Origin of the sequence: Streptococcus sp. CM6 (assembly GCF_000526095.1) — a bacterium.
In the GTDB taxonomy this organism is placed as follows: Bacteria; Bacillota; Bacilli; order Lactobacillales; family Streptococcaceae; genus Streptococcus; species Streptococcus oralis_BW.
In genome coordinates this window covers 89024-109429 of record NZ_JATS01000012.1, presented here as the reverse complement: position 1 = coordinate 109429, position 20406 = coordinate 89024, and the positions used below count along the sequence as shown (strand labels likewise).

At 41.6% G+C, this 20406-nt stretch carries 21 protein-coding genes and 2 riboswitches; of the genes, 12 read left to right on the top strand and 9 right to left on the bottom strand.

The features are described 5' to 3' along the window. Positions 1-322: 322 nt before the first annotated feature. The 4 genes from ribH to ribD are packed head-to-tail and all read right to left on the bottom strand — an operon-like array spanning position 323 to position 3736. Positions 323-790 carry a 6,7-dimethyl-8-ribityllumazine synthase gene (gene ribH, locus HMPREF1516_RS04155; protein WP_000860624.1) on the bottom strand — a complete coding sequence of 156 codons (468 nt, stop codon included), beginning with the start codon at positions 788-790 and terminating at the stop codon, positions 323-325. Beyond that, positions 791-1996, bottom strand: a complete 1206-nt coding sequence (locus HMPREF1516_RS04150) for a bifunctional 3,4-dihydroxy-2-butanone-4-phosphate synthase/GTP cyclohydrolase II (protein ID WP_025169579.1) — start codon at positions 1994-1996, stop codon at positions 791-793. Positions 1997-2015: 19 nt separating this feature from the next. Then, complete coding sequence (gene ribE / locus HMPREF1516_RS04145; protein ID WP_033605861.1) at positions 2016-2651, bottom strand: riboflavin synthase; 636 nt, start codon at positions 2649-2651, stop codon at positions 2016-2018. Beyond that, on the bottom strand, positions 2636-3736 hold the full coding sequence (gene ribD, locus HMPREF1516_RS04140; RefSeq protein WP_033605860.1) for a bifunctional diaminohydroxyphosphoribosylaminopyrimidine deaminase/5-amino-6-(5-phosphoribosylamino)uracil reductase RibD: 1101 nt from the start codon (positions 3734-3736) through the stop codon (positions 2636-2638). Before ribD ends, ribE begins: the two co-directional genes overlap by 16 nt. Positions 3737-3868: 132 nt before the next feature. Beyond that, positions 3869-3983, bottom strand: a riboswitch (FMN riboswitch). Positions 3984-4139: 156 nt separating this feature from the next. Between ribD and ruvA the strand changes: the two genes are divergently transcribed. Next, entirely contained in the window at positions 4140-4733 is a 594-nt protein-coding gene (ruvA, locus tag HMPREF1516_RS04135) for a Holliday junction branch migration protein RuvA (RefSeq protein WP_033584805.1), read from the top strand. 9 nt (positions 4734-4742) lie between these two features. Then, entirely contained in the window at positions 4743-5306 is a 564-nt protein-coding gene (locus tag HMPREF1516_RS04130; protein ID WP_001126060.1) for a DNA-3-methyladenine glycosylase I, read from the top strand. Between the two features lie 82 nt (positions 5307-5388). Here the strand turns inward: HMPREF1516_RS04130 and HMPREF1516_RS04125 are convergent, their stop codons facing one another. The 5 genes from HMPREF1516_RS04125 to HMPREF1516_RS04105 form a co-directional block, all read right to left on the bottom strand. Further along, positions 5389-5652, bottom strand: coding sequence for a SemiSWEET family transporter (locus tag HMPREF1516_RS04125; RefSeq protein ID WP_000166113.1), 264 nt, complete (start codon positions 5650-5652; stop codon positions 5389-5391). A 105-nt stretch (positions 5653-5757) separates the two neighbouring features. Then, positions 5758-6792, bottom strand: a complete 1035-nt coding sequence (locus tag HMPREF1516_RS04120; protein WP_000626040.1) for a S66 family peptidase — start codon at positions 6790-6792, stop codon at positions 5758-5760. A 161-nt stretch (positions 6793-6953) separates the two neighbouring features. Further along, positions 6954-7301, bottom strand: coding sequence for a TfoX/Sxy family protein (locus HMPREF1516_RS04115; protein WP_000331825.1), 348 nt, complete (start codon positions 7299-7301; stop codon positions 6954-6956). Positions 7302-7316: 15 nt separating this feature from the next. Beyond that, entirely contained in the window at positions 7317-7994 is a 678-nt protein-coding gene (locus tag HMPREF1516_RS04110; RefSeq protein ID WP_033605859.1) for a DUF1129 domain-containing protein, read from the bottom strand. 11 nt (positions 7995-8005) lie between these two features. Beyond that, positions 8006-8950, bottom strand: a complete 945-nt coding sequence (locus HMPREF1516_RS04105) for a magnesium transporter CorA family protein (RefSeq protein WP_033605858.1) — start codon at positions 8948-8950, stop codon at positions 8006-8008. Between the two features lie 136 nt (positions 8951-9086). Here HMPREF1516_RS04105 and uvrA point away from each other — a divergent pair, with 136 nt between their 5' ends. The 10 genes from uvrA (at position 9087) to HMPREF1516_RS04055 (ending at position 20406) form a co-directional block, all read left to right on the top strand. Then, positions 9087-11918: an excinuclease ABC subunit UvrA gene (gene uvrA, locus HMPREF1516_RS04100; RefSeq protein ID WP_033605856.1), complete on the top strand. Its 2832-nt coding sequence runs from the start codon at positions 9087-9089 to the stop codon at positions 11916-11918. Further along, entirely contained in the window at positions 11911-12972 is a 1062-nt protein-coding gene (locus tag HMPREF1516_RS04095) for a M24 family metallopeptidase (RefSeq protein WP_001042870.1), read from the top strand. The genes uvrA and HMPREF1516_RS04095 overlap by 8 nt, the downstream gene beginning before the upstream one ends. Positions 12973-13027: 55 nt before the next feature. Further along, positions 13028-13179, top strand: a riboswitch (M-box (ykoK) riboswitch). A gap of 195 nt (positions 13180-13374) precedes the next feature. Further along, on the top strand, positions 13375-16035 hold the full coding sequence (gene mgtA / locus HMPREF1516_RS04090) for a magnesium-translocating P-type ATPase (protein ID WP_033605854.1): 2661 nt from the start codon (positions 13375-13377) through the stop codon (positions 16033-16035). A 134-nt stretch (positions 16036-16169) separates the two neighbouring features. Then, on the top strand, positions 16170-16568 hold the full coding sequence (gene spx, locus HMPREF1516_RS04085) for a transcriptional regulator Spx (protein ID WP_000591165.1): 399 nt from the start codon (positions 16170-16172) through the stop codon (positions 16566-16568). Between the two features lie 66 nt (positions 16569-16634). After that, positions 16635-17204, top strand: a complete 570-nt coding sequence (locus HMPREF1516_RS04080) for an SP0191 family lipoprotein (protein ID WP_007518958.1) — start codon at positions 16635-16637, stop codon at positions 17202-17204. An 86-nt stretch (positions 17205-17290) separates the two neighbouring features. Next, on the top strand, positions 17291-17557 hold the full coding sequence (locus tag HMPREF1516_RS04075; protein WP_000507059.1) for an IreB family regulatory phosphoprotein: 267 nt from the start codon (positions 17291-17293) through the stop codon (positions 17555-17557). A gap of 3 nt (positions 17558-17560) precedes the next feature. Continuing rightward, the gene (gene ruvX, locus HMPREF1516_RS04070) at positions 17561-17980 is read left to right on the top strand and encodes a Holliday junction resolvase RuvX (RefSeq protein ID WP_002876031.1); all 420 of its coding nucleotides are present in this window, start codon (positions 17561-17563) and stop codon (positions 17978-17980) included. Between the two features lie 15 nt (positions 17981-17995). Further along, positions 17996-18301, top strand: coding sequence for a DUF1292 domain-containing protein (locus tag HMPREF1516_RS04065; RefSeq protein ID WP_000017624.1), 306 nt, complete (start codon positions 17996-17998; stop codon positions 18299-18301). Positions 18302-18609: 308 nt separating this feature from the next. Continuing rightward, on the top strand, positions 18610-19860 hold the full coding sequence (locus tag HMPREF1516_RS04060) for a bifunctional folylpolyglutamate synthase/dihydrofolate synthase (protein WP_000464350.1): 1251 nt from the start codon (positions 18610-18612) through the stop codon (positions 19858-19860). 87 nt (positions 19861-19947) lie between these two features. Further along, positions 19948-20406 (top strand): SP_0198 family lipoprotein, encoded by a 459-nt coding sequence (locus HMPREF1516_RS04055; protein ID WP_000853139.1) that lies wholly within the window; start codon positions 19948-19950, stop codon positions 20404-20406.

Here is a 20406-nt window from a genome sequence, read left to right as displayed (position 1 = left end):
AGTACAAAAAAGACTGGGAAAAATTTTCAAAATCAGAAAAACGCATAAAATCAGATCTTCAAAAACCTTGATTCTATGCGTTTTATCATAGAAATATTTACTTTTTTCTTCCGAATACTCGTCAAAGATCTCTTTAAACCACATCAGTTTTATCAGTAATCTCAAAATAGTGTTTTGAGCTAATTTTGCCAGTTTTGTCTGCAACATCGAAGCTGTGTTTTACCAATCTGCGACTGGCTTCCTAGTTTGCTCTATGATTTTTATAGGGTATTAAATTGCGATTTTGCCAAGTTTCTTTATTCACTTAAAAGTAGAGTCTGTTCTAAGCGTCTAACGTACGAATTAGGTTGACCATTTCAATAGCTCCTTGTGCACACTCAGAACCCTTATTTCCTGCTTTAGTACCAGCTCGCTCTATGGCTTGTTCAATTGTATCTGTCGTTAGCACACCAAACATAACTGGGATTTCGCTATTTAAACTGATTTGGGCGATTCCCTTAGATACCTCGCTACATACATAATCATAATGACTTGTACTACCTCTAATGACAGCTCCCAAGCAGATAATTGCATCATATTTGTTACTTTTTGCCATTTTTGATGCAATCAGTGGTATTTCAAAAGCTCCTGGAACCCAGGCTACCTCGATATCTTTCTCGTTTACATTCTCTCTTTTGAGATTATCTAGTGCTCCAGATAATAATTTTGAAGTTATAAATTCATTAAATCTCGCTACAACAATGCCTATTTTAATATTGTTCGCTACTAAATTACCTTCATAAGTCTTCATTTATTTTTCCTCCATATTTAAAATGTGCCCCATTCGATTTTTCTTTGTCTTTAAATAAAAACTGTCGTAAGGATTAGCTTCTATTTCGATTGGTATTCTACTGGAAATGGTAATTCCATATTTTTCTAACTGTTCAACCTTGTCAGGATTATTTGTCAGTAAATGCAGTGACTGTAGTCCCAGGTCTTTAATCATTTGTGCTCCAATGTGATATTCTCTTAAATCACCTTCAAATCCTAACGCAAGATTGGCATCAAGCGTATCCATTCCTTGATCTTGTAAATGATAGGCTTTTAATTTATTGATAAGTCCAATTCCTCGTCCCTCCTGTCGCAAGTAAAGTAAGACACCCGAACCATTCTCAGCAATCATTTTCATAGCTTTATCAAATTGCTGTCCACAATCGCACCGTAAAGAGCCTAAAACATCTCCTGTTAAACATTCAGAGTGGACCCGACATAATACATTGGTTCCATCCTCTATATTTCCCATAATAAGAGCAAGGTGATGTTCCCCATTTAGTTTATCTATATAGCTAATTGCTTTAAAATTACCGTATCTAGTAGGCATATTGACAGTTGAAACTCGTTCTACCAGCTGATCATATACTTTTCTATATTCTTGTAATTCTTTGATGGTAATTAATGGAATGTTGTGTTTCTTAGAGAACTGAATTAAATCATCTGTTCTCATCATTTTGCCATCATGATTCATTATTTCACAACATAGGCCACACTCTTTTAGTCCTGCTAATTTTAATAGATCAACAGTTGCTTCTGTGTGTCCATTTCTTTCTAGAACACCACCGTTTTTCGCAATTAAAGGAAACATGTGTCCTGGCCTGCGAAAATCAGAGGGTCTTATATCTTCGGAGACACACATACGTGCGGTCAATCCTCTTTCCTCGGCAGAAATACCTGTGGTCGTTTCCTTATAATCAATTGAAACTGTAAAAGCAGTCTTATGATTATCTGTATTGTTTTCAACCATAGGTGAAAGCATTAATTGATTAGCTAAACTTTCGCTCATAGGCATACAAATTAATCCTTTGGCATAAGTAGCCATGAAATTAACATTTTCTGTTGTAGCTGCTTGTGCGGAACAAATTAAGTCTCCTTCGTTTTCTCTATCCTTGTCGTCTATAACAAGAACAAGTCGTCCCTTCTGCAATGCTTCTAATGATTCTTGTATTTTTCGATATTCCATTGACTGATCATCCTTTCTGCTAAAATCCATTTTGGTATAATAGTTCCTTAGATATCTCTGACTTCGGAGAGTTATCCATTAGTTTTTGCACATATTTACCTAATATATCATTTTCAAGATTTACTGTACATCCGACTTGTTTACTCTTAAGAATAGTTTGTTCCAAAGTATGAGGGATAACAGATACTGAAAAGTTTAGTTTGGAGACTTTAGCGACAGTCAGACTAATGCCGTCAATTGTAATAGATCCTTTTTCAACTATTAAATCTAAAATTTCTTTTTGTGTGTTGATTTTATACCATACAGCATTATCATCTTTTTTTATTGACGAGATTTTTCCTGTACCATCAATGTGTCCTGTAACGACGTGACCTCCAAGTCGACTGTTGACAGATAAGGCTCTTTCTAGATTTACCTCACTTCCATGTTTTAATAGTGTAAGAGCTGTTCGGCTCCATGTTTCATTCATTACATCAACTGTAAAGGATTGATGATTGAAATGAGTAACTGTAAGACAGATACCATTTACTGCTATACTATCGCCTAAATGGATATCCGTTAATACTTTTGAGGCTTTAATTGATAGTTTGCAATTACGAGAGTCTTTCTGTATTCTTTCAACTTTTCCGATTTCTTCAATTATTCCTGTGAACATGGATAAATCACCTCACTTTCTATGAGATAGTCATCTCCTATTTGAGAAAAAGCATAAGGCTTCAAGCTAATAGCGTCATTTGGCAAAGAAATACCTTCACCTCCGACAGGAAACTTGGCACTGCCTCCAAAAATTTTTGGTGCAATATATATTTTCAGCTCATCAACAATTTGTTGTTCCAAAGCACTCCAATTCATTAGACTGCCCCCTTCTAGAAGTAGGCTATCAATCTGCATATTTCCTAGATGTTGCATTAAACTTGATAAGTCTATATGATTGCCTTTTTTCTTTATGGGAAGTATTTCACAGCCATGATTTTGATATAGCTTCATTTTATTTTTGTCTTCAGAGGAAGTGGCAATGTAAGTTTTAATATCATTTGCTGTTTTTACGATTTTAGAGGTAAGAGGAGTTCGTAAATGTGTATCGCATATGATACGGATAGGATTTTTCCCTTCCTCCAATCTACATGTCAGCAAAGGATCGTCTTGAATAACAGTATTGACTCCCACCATAATCGCACTAACATGGTGTCGTAACTGATGTACATGCTTTCTTGCCTCTTCTCCAGTAATCCATTTGGATTGATTTGTTTTAGTGGCTATTTTTCCATCCATTGTCATTGCATATTTCATAAAAACATAGGGTACATGCTGGGTAATATACTTTCTAAAACTTTTTATTAAGTTAAGACACTCATTTTCTAAAACTCCAACAGTAACTTGAAGATTATTTTCCTCAAGTATCTTTACTCCTTTTCCAGATACAATAGGGTTACAGTCTAGGCTTCCAATGACTACTCTTGTAATACCACTATCGATTATAGCGTCTATACAAGGAGGTGTTTTCCCGAAGTGACAACAGGGTTCAAGTGTTACATAAAGCGTTGCTCCGACAGGGGATTCTCTACAGTTTTTTAGAGCATTTCTCTCAGCATGTGGGCCACCAAAAAACTCATGATAACCTTGTCCGATAATGTGATTATCTTTTACAATAACTGCGCCAACCATAGGATTGGGATTGACGTAACCAGCTCCTTTTTGTGCCAATTTTATTGCTAATTTCATATATTTTGAGTCGCTCATCTCACTACCTCCAAAAAAAATACCTTGAATAGGGGACTATTCAAGGCATACAAAAGAAAACTTATGCGATTAACAAAAATGCTCTGAAATGACAAGTAATCATTTCAGAGCACGCAAAAAGCACAAATATACTTTTATCTTCTTTCATCCAGACTATACTGTCGGCTTTGGAATTTCACCAAATCATGCCTTTCGGCTCGTGGGCTATACCACCGGTAGGGAATTTCACCCTGCCCTGAAGATAGTTATTCAATTACAGGTGATTATAGTACTTAATTTTCAATATGTCAATAGATAAGCATAAATTATTTTTGATATACTGTATTTGTGATAGTCGATTCTCACTCCTCGGATAAAGAAAATATGATATACTAGATAAACGAAATAAGAGAAAAGGAAAACTATGTACGAATATTTAAAAGGAATCATTACCAAAATTACTGCCAAATACATTGTTCTTGAAACCAACGGTATCGGTTATATCCTGCATGTAGCCAATCCCTATGCTTACTCGGGACAGGTCAATCAAGAATCTCAAATTTATGTGCATCAGGTTGTGCGTGAGGACGCCCATCTACTTTATGGATTTCGCTCAGAAGATGAGAAAAAGCTCTTTCTCAGTCTGATTTCGGTATCTGGGATTGGGCCTGTGTCAGCTCTTGCTATTATCGCTGCTGATGACAATGTTGGCTTGGTTCAAGCCATCGAAAGCAAGAACATCACCTACTTGACCAAGTTTCCTAAAATTGGCAAGAAAACAGCCCAGCAGATGGTGCTGGACTTGGAAGGCAAGGTAGTTGTGGCTAGTGATGACCTTCCTGCTAAGGTGGCAGTGCAAGCAAGCATTGAAAACCAAGAACTGGAAGAAGCCATGGAAGCCATGTTGGCACTGGGCTACAAGGCGACCGAGCTTAAGAAAATCAAGAAATTCTTTGAAGGGACGACGGATACAGCAGAGAACTATATCAAGTCGGCCCTTAAGATGTTGGTCAAATAGGAGTATAATATGCCAAAACGCTGTGGTTGGGTAAAAATGAATAATCCCTTATATGTAGCCTATCATGATGAGGAGTGGGGGCAACCCCTTCATGATGACCGCGCTCTTTTTGAACTGCTCTGTATGGAGACTTATCAGGCTGGTCTGTCTTGGGAAACGGTACTCAACAAACGCCAGGCTTTCCGAGAAGCATTTCATGGCTATCAAATTCAAGCGGTCGCGGAAATGACAGATGGGGAGTTGGAAGCCTTGTTAGAGAATCCAGCCATCATCCGAAATCGTGCCAAGCTCTTTGCGACACGCTCCAATGTCCAAGCATTTTTACAAGTTCAGGAAGCATATGGCTCCTTTGATGCCTATCTCTGGTCTTTTGTTGAGGGAAAAACGATCGTGAATGATGTTCCTGACTATCACCTAGCACCTGCTAAAACAGCCTTGTCTGAAAAGTTGTCTCAAGATCTCAAAAAACAAGGCTTCAAGTTTACAGGTCCAGTCGCAGTTTTGTCTTTTCTACAGGCGGCAGGCCTGGTTGATGACCACGAGAATGATTGCGAGTGGAAAAACGGAAATTAGTGAGTCCAAGCGTCTAACTATCTGAGAAAATAGAAAAAGCTGAGAAAATTATCTCAGCTTTTTGATTATATGCTAGTAACTTTTATAGTGCAGTAAGAAATGTCAGTCCACCTAAGACAACGCCAGCTGAGTTTGGAATAATTAGTATCCAATCCTTCTTAGGCTCTTTTGTCCATCCGTAAATAACCCAAATTAAACAAGATACTGCTGCGGATAAAGGCTGGAATGGTTGAGCTTTGTTGCCTTGTAAATTGGCAAAAATTTGTGGGATGTAGGCGATAAATACAACAATCCCGATAAAGGCTCCAATTGAACCGACAATTTGATTTATTTTTTGTTTAGTCATATACACCTCCTTTAAAAAGATATCATAGAAATAAGCAAAATGCAATAAATTCAGACACAAATTGTAACGAAAATCAATACCAAAGCACAAAAATGGAGAAATTGTTTATTTTTTGTTATAGTCAAAGCGAATGACTTGCTTCTGTGTATCCACATAAGCGTGAACGCCAAAGGGCACAATGGCTCTTGGAGTTGCGTGACCGACATTCAGATTATAGACAATCGGGATATTGTTATCAATGATATCCAATAGTGCTTCCTTATAGTCGTCATAGAAGGTTTCATCCATTGGCTTTCCGACCAAGAGTCCACTGATGACCTCAAATACCCCAGTTTCTTTCAAAGCCAGCACCATCTTTTTGAAGTTTTCCGGCTCAGGTTTTTCTTCGCTTGTTTCTAACAAAAGAATCTTTCCTTCCCAGTCGGATAAGTCAGGGAAGAGTTTGTACTTTTGGCAGAGCTCCGTGCTGTCTGCGTATCGAGAGTTGTCAAAGATATCATAGAGAGATTCAAGGCAACCACCGAGAATTTCTCCCTCAAACTGAGCATTTCCTTGTAGCAAGTCAAAACCAGTATTTGTATGACTGATACGAGCTGTTCCCAGGGCCTTGGGACTAAAGTCAATCCGTTCCTCATACCAAAGGTCGCTAGGGCGGATTTCTGAGATTCTCCCAGTCTCGATCAGTTCTTTAAAGTAGTGAAAGCTATAGGGCAACATCTCCTTGTCCAATTCACAAATGTCTGCTAGAAAGGATTGCCCATAAAAAGTCTTGACCCCTAGTTTGTGCAACATAAGGTGGTTCATAGTGGTATCCGAGAAGCCAAGAAAAATCTTTTGTTGGATAACCTTTTGAAGCTGGTCGTTCTCAAAAAGGTAGGGCAACAAACGATAGGTATCGTCTCCACCAATGGCACATAGGATCGTGTCGATGCTATCGTCCGAAAAGGCCTGCATCAAATCCTCTGCACGTGCCTCCGGATGGTCCTTGATAAAGTCTAACCCTTTTAGCGAATGGGGCAAAAAGACAGGATTGAGTCCCAAATCCTTGAGACGTTGGAGACCCAAATCGACTTCGTGTTTGACAAAATCCTCTCCGATAACACCACTAGACAAGCTCACGATACCAATAGTAGAAATCATATCTCATCCTCCTGCAAATAGATTTAGCCTATTTTATCATAAAAGATGAGAGAAAACTACAAGAATGAGACTCAGAAGTTCTATTGGATCTCAAGAAAGCAAGTGAAAAAGCAACCGCCTTAGCAGTTGCTTTTCGTTTTTCTAATCTAACCAGATATGAGTTACTTGGTTAACTCTTGATTATAGGAGAGGGCTAAATCAATCCAGTAAGGAAGTTCTTTTTGACCTTCGATATCTAGGTCTATATAGCCATGATAAGGTCGACCTCTCATCAATGTAGTATGAGCTCCTGTTCGGGGTAGAACTTGCTTTTCCATTTCTTTGCCAATTCTGACCATAACCAGCTCGTCCTTTCTGGAACTGACTGTAAGGACCATTTTCCCACGAATCATAAAGGCCAGGCCACCAAACAGTTTCTTTTCTTCTAACTCTTCTTCGAAAATTTGGGGAGGAAGTTTGAGTGCTAGAATTTTTCGAATCTGCTGTGCTAAGGATTGACTATATGCCATAGCGTTTCACTTTTCTTAATAACGTGATGGGCCCGCGCTTGCACTTCGGATATTGAAGCGTTTCTTGAGATAGAAGCGAAGGGCGAGAAGGGCCGCTCCTAGGACAGCCAAAGGCAGTGGAGCAAGAATTGGATTGAGAGCTGCTGGTAGGAAGCTTGTTGCGAAGAAGACAGCCAACCAGAGAACCATAGCAGCGAGGATGACGAGGATTGATTTCCAGAAAGGAGGGCGCTGGCTACGATCTGTGTCTGGTCCATAGTACTGGTAGACAAAGTAGTACATCAAGTAGAAGGCAAGTCCTCCTACAAGTCCAACCAACAAGAGGGTAATCAACCCATAGCCAATAGCCTGATCTGTAGAGAAGAAGGTAGTCAGAGCGCTAACCAATGCAAAGAGACTGGTGATAAAAAGGGCTGAGTCCATAATCATGAGTTTTGGATCATCATTTTCTTTTGGATGCTCTTTTTCATATTGCTCTTTGACAGTGAAGCTATGAGCCCAGTGGGTTGGAGCCCCGTAGAGGGAACGTGCAGTCGTTCCTTTGGCTTGCTCTTCAAGGATTTTAGGAATGACTTCCTCAAAGATAGCCTTGATTTCAGCGTCTGTTTTACCATCTTTGATAAATTGTTGGGTAGCGATGTGGATAAACTCTTGGTTTTTCTTAGTTAATTTTTGTAAATCAATCTGAGACATAGGGATTCCTCTTAGAACCATTTTTTATGGATGAGATAGAGAGTGAGCGAAACACTCAGAGCAAAGGCGATAAAGACGATTAACCAGAAGGCGTGAGGCTCACCGTTTAGAGGGATTTCATTATCCTTAAAGTTCATCCCGTAGGCTGAGAAGATCATGGTTGGGATAGACATAACGATGGTCACGAGAGCCAGGGTCTTCATGATGTTGTTCTGGTTATTGGAAATGATAGAGGCAAAGGTCTCTGTCATAGAGTGAAGGACGTTTCCATAAATATCTGCCATCTCAATGGCCTGTTGGGTTTCAATCAGAGTGTCTTCGAGTAGGTCTTCGTCTTCTAGGTATTTCTTGATATTGCTAGTTGCGCTGGTCAATTTCTTAATCACGCGCTCGTTCGTCTTAAGTGAGGCCTTGAAATAGACGATGGTCTTTTCCAATTCCATGAGCTCGATCAGCTCTTCGTTTCGAGTAGACTTGTGAAGTTGACTTTCGATTTGTTCACTCTTACGGTCGATCGAACGAAGGGCCGTAAGGTAAAGTTCGGCGTTGCGGTAGAGAATCTGGAAGATAAAGCGTGAACGCATGAAGGTGTAAAAGTTGCGCAGTCTACGGTTGATAAAGACATCGAGAACGGGGAGGGATTCCAAGCAGGTGGTGATAATGGTTTCCTCGGTGATGATAATCCCCAGCGGAATCGTAACGTAGTAGGTACGATTGTTTCTTTCCTCTGTGATGGGAACGTCCACGATGATCAAAGTGTACTCATCTTCGATGGTAATACGGGACATTTCTTCCGCATCGAGTGGTGCTCGAAGGTCGGCAATGTCAATGTCGAAGGCGTTAGCGATTTCCAGCGATTCATTTTGTGTAGGATTGACGAGGTTGATCCAAGTACCCGGTTCAAGCGTGTCGATCTCTTTAAATTCAGTTGTTGTTGAGAGAAAAACTTGTTTCATATCCCCTATCCTTTCCTACTATTCAGTGATTCATTTTTTGCACCGTACTATTATACTATAAAAACAGCTTTTTGGGTAATAGAATTTCACATTTTTTGGTATAATGGAAAGCAATAATGGACTAGAAAGAACAAAGATGCAAGATAAAATTGTGATTCATGGGGCGCGTGCCCATAACTTAAAAAATATCGATGTGGAGATTCCGCGAGACAAGCTAGTTGTTGTGACTGGTTTGTCAGGGTCTGGGAAATCCAGTCTGGCCTTTGATACCCTCTATGCGGAGGGACAACGTCGCTATGTAGAGAGTCTATCAGCCTATGCTCGTCAGTTTTTGGGAAATATGGAAAAACCAGATGTAGATGCTATTGATGGTCTCAGCCCAGCTATTTCCATCGACCAGAAAACCACCAGCAAAAACCCTCGTTCGACCGTGGGAACCACAACTGAAATCAATGATTATCTGCGTCTCCTCTACGCACGTGTGGGGACGCCTTACTGTATCAACGGACATGGGGCTATCAAGGCTTCTTCTGTGGAGCAAATTGTGGATAAGGTTTTGGAGTTGCCAGAACGCCAACGCTTGCAGATTTTGGCCCCTGTCATCCGCAAGAAAAAAGGACAACACAAGAGCGTCATTGAAAAAATTCAAAAGGATGGCTATGTTCGTGTCCGAGTGGATGGGGAAGTCTATGATGTGACCGAAGTGCCAGAGCTGTCTAAGAGCAAGCAACACAATATCGATGTTGTGGTAGACCGTATTGTCATCAAGGAGGGCATTCGTAGCCGTCTCTTTGATTCCATTGAGGCTGCCCTTCGTATCGCAGAAGGTTATGTGATTATCGACACTATGGACGATTCTGAGTTGCTCTTTTCTGAGCATTATGCCTGTCCAGTTTGTGGTTTTACAGTACCAGAGTTAGAGCCTCGTCTCTTCTCCTTCAATGCTCCTTTTGGCTCATGCAGTGAGTGTGACGGTTTGGGTATCAAGCTAGAAGTGGATACTGATTTGGTAGTGCCAGACGCCAGCAAAACTTTGCGTGAGGGAGCCTTGGCACCTTGGAATCCTATCTCATCTAACTACTATCCAAACATGCTAGAGCAGGCCATGACAGCCTTTGGAGTAGATATGGATAAGCCTTTTGAAGACTTGTCAGAAGAAGATAAGAACTTGATTCTTTACGGCTCAGATGGCAAGGAATTCCATTTCCACTATGAGAATGAATTTGGCGGTGTGCGCGATATTGACATTCCTTTTGAGGGGGTTGTCAATAATATCAAGCGTCGTTACCATGAGACTAACAGTGATTACACACGCACCCAAATGCGTCTCTACATGAATGAACTAACCTGCGGAACTTGCCATGGCTACCGTCTCAATGACCAGGCCTTGTCTGTCCGTGTGGGTGGGGAGCAAGGACCACATATCGGTGAAATCTCAGACCTGTCTATCGCAGACCACTTGGCTTTGGTGAGCCAGTTGACTCTGTCTGAAAATGAAGCCATTATCGCCCGTCCTATTCTCAAGGAAATTAAGGATCGCTTGACCTTCCTCAATAATGTGGGACTCAACTATCTGACTCTGTCGCGTTCGGCAGGAACCCTTTCAGGTGGGGAGAGTCAGCGTATTCGCTTGGCAACCCAGATTGGATCCAACCTATCAGGTGTCCTCTATATCCTGGATGAGCCGTCGATTGGTCTTCACCAGAGGGATAATGACCGCCTGATTGCTAGTCTGAAAAAGATGCGCGACTTGGGCAATACTCTCATCGTGGTGGAACACGACGAAGATACTATGCGCGAGGCGGATTACCTGATTGACGTTGGTCCCGGTGCCGGTGTTTTTGGTGGGGAGATTGTTGCCGCAGGAACCCCCAAGCAGGTGGCTCGTAACAGCAAGTCTATCACAGGACAGTATCTATCAGGAAAACGCGCGATTCCTGTACCGTCAGAACGCCGTGTTGGCAATGGTCGCTTTATCGAAGTGACAGGTGCGCGTGAGAACAACTTGCAAAATATCACCGCTCGCTTCCCACTCGGGAAATTCATTGCGGTAACAGGCGTTTCTGGCTCAGGGAAATCAACCTTAATCAACAGCATCCTCAAAAAAGCCATTGCCCAGAAGCTTAACCGCAATTCAGACAAACCTGGTAAGTTTAAGACGATTACAGGGATTGAGCATGTAGACCGCTTGATTGACATTGACCAGAGCCCGATCGGACGAACGCCGAGGTCCAACCCGGCTACCTATACGGGGGTCTTTGACGATATACGTGACCTTTTTGCCCAGACAAATGAGGCTAAGATTCGTGGTTACAAAAAGGGGCGTTTCAGTTTCAACGTCAAGGGTGGTCGTTGCGAAGCCTGTTCAGGTGACGGGATTATCAAGATCGAGATGCACTTTTTGCCTGATGTTTACGTGGCTTGTGAAGTCTGCCATGGGACTCGCTACAACAGTGAAACCCTAGAAGTGCACTACAAGGAAAAAAATATCTCGCAGGTTTTGGACATGACCGTCAACGATGCGGTGGAATTCTTCCAACATATTCCAAAAATTCAACGCAAACTTCAGACCATCAAGGATGTGGGGCTGGGCTATGTAACGCTAGGTCAACCGGCTACCACCCTTTCTGGGGGAGAAGCCCAGCGTATGAAGTTGGCTAGCGAACTCCATAAACGCTCGACAGGAAAATCTTTCTACATTCTGGATGAGCCGACGACAGGGCTTCATACCGAGGATATCGCTCGCTTGCTTAAAGTCTTGGCTCGCTTTGTCGACGATGGCAATACCGTCCTTGTTATCGAGCACAATCTAGATGTTATCAAGACAGCAGACCATATTATTGACCTAGGACCTGAGGGCGGTGTCGGTGGTGGAACCATCATCGCAACAGGAACTCCAGAAGAAGTAGCGGCCAACGAAGCCAGCTACACAGGACACTATTTGAAAGGAAAGTTACATCATGAATAAACGTGTACAAGCATTTCTAGCTAAAATGCAAGAAAAAGAACTAGATGGCATCATTATCAATAACCTTAAAAATGTTTACTACTTGACTGGTTTTTGGGGCTCAAACGGAACAGTCTTCATCAGCCGTGACCGTCAGGTTTTGGTGACAGACTCTCGCTATATCATTGCTGCTAAGCAAGAAGTAACAGGTTTTGAGATTGTGGCTGACCGCGATGAATTGGCTGTTATTGCAGGCATTGTTAAGGATATGGGCTTGTCTCGTATCGGTTTTGAGGACGAGATTTCGGTCTCTTATTACCACCGCATGCAGGCAGCGTTTGCAGGGATCAACTTGCTTCCACAGACTCAGTTTGTAGAAGCACTTCGTATGATTAAGGATGAAGCGGAGATTGCGACTATTCGTAAGGCATGTTCCATCTCAGATCAAGCTTTTCGCGATGCGCTTGACTTTATCAAACCTGGAAAGACTGAGATCGAAATTGCCAACTTCCTTGACTTCCGCATGCGGGAGCTAGGAGCATTTGGCTTATCCTTTGATACAATCCTAGCAAGCGGTATCAACTCTTCCAAACCTCATGCTCATCCAATGCACAAACCGGTTGAAGCAGGAGAAGCCATCACCATGGACTTCGGCTGTCTCTACGACCACTATGTCAGCGATATGACACGGACCATCTATCTAGGCCATGTCAGTGACGAGCAAGCAGAAATCTACAACACAGTTTTGAAAGCCAACCAAGCTCTGATTGACCAAGCCAAGGCAGGTCTAGGTTTCCGTGACTTTGACAAAATTCCTCGTGATATCATTGTGGAAGCAGGCTATGGAGAATACTTTACACATGGTATCGGACACGGTATCGGACTGGACATCCACGAAGAACCCTACTTTAGCCAAACTTCCAAAGAAGTCATTAAATCTGGTATGGTCTTGACTGATGAACCAGGTATTTATATTGAAGGAAAATACGGCGTTCGTATTGAAGATGATATCTTAATTACAGATAACGGTTGCGAATTGTTGACTCTAGCACCGAAGGAATTAATTGTTATTTAAGAAAATTATGATAAATCATTGACTTTTATATTTTAAAGGTTTATACTGATAGACGAAAACGGTAGGTGAGGCTACCATAGGGATACGGATGACTACCGCAAAGCAGTGGAGACACTACTCGTTGGTCAACAGTCCTGGTCGCGAAGGCCAAGACTAAGCTCATTTCATTGCCCTATGGAGTTAAAGCTTGAACGAAAAAACAGATAATTAGTTTTTTAATCCTGCCATTTTATGGCAGGATTTTCTACTGTTTTAGAACAGGAAAAGGAGACAGATGATGCAAATTGACGACCACCCAGAACCGCATATACACAGCCAATCGCTGATTTGTGTCGTTCTGCCCTTATAAAGTGATTGGTCTCTGTGTATGAAACACATCATTCATACAGATAGGAGAAACCAATGAAAACTACAAAAGAAAGATTAGCAGCAGCTATTCGCACACCTTTAAACGAAACTCTATCTTTTTATAAGACAAGTCTGACAGGCTTGACTGAGGAGCAGGTGGAGGAAAATCGTGATCTATATGGCGAAAACACCATCACCAAGGGTCAAGAAGACAGTATCCTTAAAAAGATTTACGAATCTATTATCAATCCATTTACAATCATCCTTCTTGTCATCGCTATGATTTCCATGGTGACCAATGTCTGGTTGGCGAAGCCTGGACAAGAAGATCCGACGACCTCTATCATCATCGTTGTCCTAGTCCTCATTTCTGGTGGCATTCGATTTGTCCAAGAACTGCGGAGTGACAAAGCTGCGACCAATCTTTCAAAAATGATTGTGAATACAGCTACGGTTATTCGCGAAGGCCAGAGTTTAGAGATCGCAATTGAAGATTTGGTCGTTGGAGATATAGTCAAGTTAAGTGCTGGGGATATGATTCCAGCAGACCTCCTTTTGATTGAATCACGTGATTTCTTTGTCCAACAGTCTGGCTTGACGGGTGAAAGTGATTCGGTTGAGAAACTAGCCTTGTCAAAAATGAGTCAGTCAAATTTTGATAGTCTGCTAGAAGCAGAAGCGCTCGCCTTCATGGGAACCAACGTGATATCAGGAAGCGCCAAGGCTTTGATTCTAGCGGTCGGTGATGACACCATGATGGGAGAGATCGAGCAGACTCTCAATACTTATGACGAGCCCACCTCTTTCGAACGGGATATGAACAGTATCTCCTGGCTTTTAATCCGTTTGATGTTGGTCATGGTTCCCATCGTATTTCTTTCCAATGGTTTGACGGATGGAGATTGGTTAGAGGCTGGCGTATTTGCTTTGAGCGTGGGTGTCGGGCTTACACCTGAGATGCTTCCCATGATCATCACGGCCAGTCTAGCAAAAGGCTCCATTATCATGGCCAAGGAAAAAGTCGTTATCAAAAAACTCAATGCCATACAAGATCTAGGTGCTATTGATATCCTGTGTACGGATAAAACTGGAACCCTTACCCAAGACGAAATTGTCCTTGAATATCCTTTGGATATACATGGGGATTTGGATTTATCTGTGTTGAGACGAGCCTATCTCAATTCCTATTTTCAAACCGGTTTGAAAAACTTGATGGACCGTGCCATTATCAGTAGAACTGAAAAAGAAGCTAAAGAACACGCTATTCTACAAAATTTGGATACTAGCTTTCAAAAAATAGATGAATTGCCCTTTGATTTTGAACGTAGACGGATGAGTGTCATCGTCAAGGATGAAAACGAAGTTGTTAGTTTGGTAACCAAGGGTGCCCTAGAGGAAATGCTTGCGATTTCAACCCATGTGGAATATCAAGATCAGATTAGCCCTCTGACGGATGATATCCGAGTGGAAATCTTAAAAGAAGTAGACCAACTTAATCAACAGGGATTGCGAGTCTTAGGAGTCGCCTATAAAACAGGCTTAAAGGAAGGTTTTGCTTACTCTGTTGAAGATGAAAAGGAGATGATTCTAACAGGATATCTTGCCTTTTTAGATCCACCAAAACCATCTGCAGCCCCTGCTATCCAAGCTTTATTAGAGTATGGTGTTCAAACCAAGATCTTGACTGGGGATAATGAGAAGGTAACCCAAGCAGTGTGCGAAAAAGTTGGTTTGGACGTTGATCAAATCTTGTTGGGCTCTGATATTGATGCCATGACGGACGAAGAGTTGGCCCAAGCGGTCGAGAAGGTGACTGTCTTTGCTAAACTCTCTCCGGATCAAAAAGCACGAATCATTTTACAAATCAAATCTAATGGGCACTGTGTCGGCTATATGGGAGATGGGATCAATGATGCCCCTTCTATGAAAGTAGCAGATGTGGGGATTTCTGTTGATACAGCAGTAGATATTGCCAAAGAGACAGCTGATGTCATTTTGCTAGATAAGGATTTGATGGTGCTTGAAAAAGGTCTGGTTGAAGGACGAAAAGTCTATGCCAATATGACCAAATATATCAAGATGACGGTCAGCTCTAATTTCGGGAATATTCTGTCACTCTTAGTGTCTGGTATCTTTCTACCTTTCCTTCCTATGGCTCCGATTCACTTGATTGTGTTAAACCTCGTCTACGACCTTTCTTGCATTGCCTTGCCATTTGATAATGTGGATGAAGACTTTTTGAAGCATCCTCATAAGTGGGAAGCCAAGTCTATTACTCGCTTTATGATTTGGATGGGTCCGATTTCGTCTGCTTTTGATATTTTGACCTTTATCTTGCTCTATTTTGTCATTGTCCCAATGACGACAGGTCAAGCCTATGTTCACGGAGCAGAGTCTGCAACGGGCTTTATCATCCTGTTCCAGACAGGTTGGTTCATTGAATCCATGTGGTCCCAAACCATGGTCATCCATATGCTTCGTTCAGCAAAACTCCCTTTCTTACAAAGCCGTCCGTCATGGTTGGTTCTTGGGACAACCTTGCTAGCAGCCAGTTTTGTGACCTTCCTTCCCTATTCTTCAATTGCTGGCCTGCTTCATTTAACCCCTTTGAAACCAATTTATTTCCTCTTTTTGCTTTTGATAATTATTCTTTATATGATAAGTGTTACAGTTGTGAAACGAATCTATATCAAAAAATTTAGAAGTTGGTTATAAATTGAATTTGTCAAGAAAAAAGTACGAAAATCGCGAAAAAAGTTAAATTTTTTTAAAAATAGGTCGCAAGTCGGATGCTTTTTATGGTATAATAGACTAAACTGATAGTAACATGTAGCGAAAGGGGTAGGTACATGATCAAAATTTATACAGTCTCAAGTTGTACTAGCTGTAAAAAAGCGAAAACCTGGCTCAATGCCCACCAGTTAAGTTATAAAGAACAAAATCTCGGTAAAGAAGGAATTACAAGAGAAGAGTTATTAGATATTCTCACGAAAACAGATAATGGAATTGCCAGTATCGTTTCGTCAAAAAACCGCTACGCTAAGGCACTTGGAGTTGACATCGAGGATTTGAGTGTCAATGAAGTGCTCAACTTAATCATGGAAACACCACGGATCTTAAAGAGTCCGATTCTCGTTGATGAGAAGCGCCTGCAAGTCGGCTATAAAGAAGATGATATCCGTGCCTTCTTGCCACGCTCTGTCCGTAATGTAGAAAATGCAGAAGCACGTCTACGTGCAGCTCTATAAAACATCAAGGCTGGGAGTGACTCCTGGCCTTGTTTGCTCTTTTGTTTTAAAATCATGTGAGGAATTATGAAAAAGTTACTAATTGCTAGTTTTGCTCTCCTCTTTTTGCTTGCGGGATGTGGGCAAAAAAAGGAAACCCCTGCTGCTTCTACAACAGCATCTGACCCCATCCAATCAAACCTTCCCGTTTTGGACAATGCCGAAAAGAATACGGTTGTTACCAAGACCTTATTGATGCCGAAGTCAGAAAATGGAACGCAGCAGATTCAGACTATTACCTATAAAGGTAATCAATTTTTGACCTTGACCATTCAGCAAAAACGACCTGTCGGGGATGAACTCAAGAACTTTATCTCTGAAAATGGCCTAGAGGAGACGCAAAAAGCGCTTCAAGAAGCTGAAGAGAAGGATGAGACCATCCAAGAGGCACGCAAACTAGCAGGATTTACACTGGAAACCAAGCTACTCAGCGAGACCGAAATCCAGACAACAACGACTTATGATTTTCAAGTATTGGATGTCAAAAAGGCATCTCAGATCGAATATTTAAAAAATATAGGTCTTGAAAATCTCTTAAAAAACGAACCTAGCCAATATATTGCAGACAGAGTGGCAAATGGGGCGACAGAACAATAGAAAATCCAAATTAATAGACTGACTTATTTGTAGAACGTCAGGGAATGTGCTATAATAGTACTATTCTAAGGAAAGAGGGTGTTAGAATGGGATTTACTGAAGAAACTGTACGGTTTAAATTGGATGATTCCAATAAGAAAGAAATTAGCGAAACGTTGACAGATGTTTATGCTTCTTTGAATGACAAGGGCTACAATCCGATTAACCAGATCGTCGGTTATGTATTGAGTGGAGACCCTGCCTACGTTCCTCGTTACAACAATGCACGAAATCAAATCCGTAAGTATGAGCGTGATGAGATTGTTGAAGAACTGGTACGCTACTACCTTAAAGGACAAGGAGTCGATCTATAATCTATGAGAATTATGGGATTGGACGTTGGTTCAAAAACAGTAGGGGTGGCGATTAGTGATCCACTAGGCTTCACCGCTCAGGGACTTGAAATCATCCAGATCAATGAGGATCAGGGCCAGTTTGGTTTTGACCGTATCAAGGAATTGGTTGACAGCTATAAGGTGGAACGCTTTGTAGTAGGTTTGCCAAAGAACATGAACAATACCAGCGGTCCGCGAGTAGAAGCCAGTCAAGCCTATGGTGCCAAGCTAGAAGAACTCTTTGGTTTGCCAGTAGACTATCAGGATGAGCGTTTGACAACGGTCGCTGCGGAACGTATGTTGATTGAACAAGCAGATATCAGCCGTAACAAACGCAAGAAAGTTATTGATAAGTTGGCTGCTCAGCTGATTTTGCAAAATTATTTAGATAGAAAATTTTAAGACAGAGGAGAAACTATGTCACACGATCACAACCATGACCACGAAGAACGTGAATTGATTACACTAGTAGATGAGCAAGGAAATGAAACCTTGTTTGAAATTCTTTTGACCATTGATGGGAAAGAAGAATTTGGTAAAAACTATGTTCTGCTAGTGCCAGTTAACGCAGAAGAAGATGAAAATGGTGAAGTTGAAATCCAAGCTTACTCATTCATCGAAAATGAAGACGGAACAGAAGGCGAATTGCAACCAATCCCAGAAGACTCAGAAGATGAATGGAACATGATTGAAGAAGTCTTCAACAGCTTTATGGAGGAGTAAAAATGTTCAGTGAACATTTTTACCCTTACGCTAAAAATAAAGACCGTAAGTAAGTCCGGGGGATATTTTTACCCCAGTTCCTTGAAATAAGAGAGAACTGGTAAGTCTGGGAGACTGTATCACCCCAACTCTTAGAAACTAGAAAGAGTTGGAATGTCCGGGGGGTGTTTTTAGCCCACGCTGAAATTCATAGTAGCTAGTGATTAGCTAACCAGGTAAGAGGTCGGGATTTTAGTCCCGACCTCGTTTTTTATTTGTAATCATACTTTGATGCTGTAGTTGATTGAACTTTTGTTAAGGAGACATGTATGTTTGAAGTAGAAGAATGGCTGCATAGTCGGATTGGTTTAAACTTTAGATCTGGTCTTGGACGAATGCAGCGAGCTGTGGATTTGCTGGGGAATCCAGAGAGGACTTATCCTATTATCCACGTAACAGGGACTAACGGTAAAGGGTCAACTATTGCCTTTATGAGGGAGCTGTTTGTTGCTCATGGTAAAAAAGTTGGTACTTTTACCTCTCCTCATATCATCGGCATCCATGATCGAATCTGTATCAATGGACAGCCGATCGCGGAGGAAGACTTTGTTCGTATAGCTAACCAAGTCAAGGAGATGGAAAAGACGCTTTTGCAAACCCATGACCAGTTGTCCTTTTTTGAATTACTGACTCTGATTGCTTTGCTTTACTTTAAAGAGCAGGGAGTGGATCTAGTCCTGCTAGAAGTGGGGATTGGTGGTTTACTTGACACCACTAATGTCGTAACAGGAGAGATTGCAGTTATTACTTCCATTGGGCTAGATCATCAGGAGACCTTGGGCGATAGTCTGGAGGAAATAGCCGAGCAGAAAGCTGGTATTTTCAAGGCTGGCAAGAAGGCAGTCATTGCCAAGCTTGCTCCAGAAGCGGAGCTTGTCTGTCAAAAAAGAGCAAGAGAGTTAGCTGTTGAACTTTATCAAGCTGGGCAAGACTTCACCTTGAAAACTGGAAATTTCTCAAGCAGCCTAGCAAGCTTTTCCCAGCTTGAAATCGGTTTGGAAGGTGTTTATCAGCAAGAAAATGCCGCCTTGGCTTTAGAAACTTTTCTTCTGTTTATGGCATCAAGAGGTGAAAGGGTCGAAGAAGAGTTTGTCAGACGGGCTTTGAAGGAGACACATTGGGCAGGTCGATTGGAACGGATTCGTCCGCAAATCTACCTAGATGGGGCTCACAATCTGCCAGCCTTGACTCGTCTAGTAGAGTTTATCCAGGGGAAAATCCAGCAAGGATACCAGGCTCATGTCCTTTTTGGCGCTCTTAAGCGCAAGGATTACCAAGGGATGTTAGCCTATCTAACAGAGCAGTTGCCTCAGGTGGAACTTAAGGTAACAGGCTTTGACTACCAAGGATCTCTAGAAGAAAGCGATGTTTCTGGTTATAAACTGGTTGACTCTTATCGCGATTTTATCAGCGAATTTGAAGAAAATGCCAACAATCAGGACTTGCTTTTTGTGACGGGCTCTCTCTATTTTATCTCGGAAGTACGAGCGGGTTTGGTGGGAGATCATGAGAATAGTTGACCTTCTAGACTTAAGTTGCTATACTGGGGATAGGAAAACTCGAAAACGATTTCAGAAATACACTAGCACAAAAGAAAGGAAGTCGCTATGAAAACGAAAACATTCACACTTTCTATTGCTTCTTTAGCAATTCTTAGTCTTTTAGTAGCTTGTGGACCTAAGGAACAAGCATCTACCCAGCCATCTGCTCAACAATCATCTACTCAACAAGAATCATCTTCTAGTGCGGCTACCAGTGCTAGTCAACCACAGGCGTCCTCAAGCCAGGACACTACTGCGGCAGCTCAACCGACTAATATTGATGGTACCTATACTGGAAAAGATGAGAACGACCAGATCACTCTTGTTGTAACAGGCAAAACTGGTACATGGACTGAGGTCGAAGCAGATGGAGATAAGGAAATTAAGCAAGTCACCTTTGAGCCAGAAAATCAACGTGTCATTATCGGAGATGATGTTAAAATTTACGCGGTTAATGGTAATCAAATGATTATCGATGACATGGACCGAGAGGCAGCTGACCGAGTAGTCTTAACGAAGCAATAA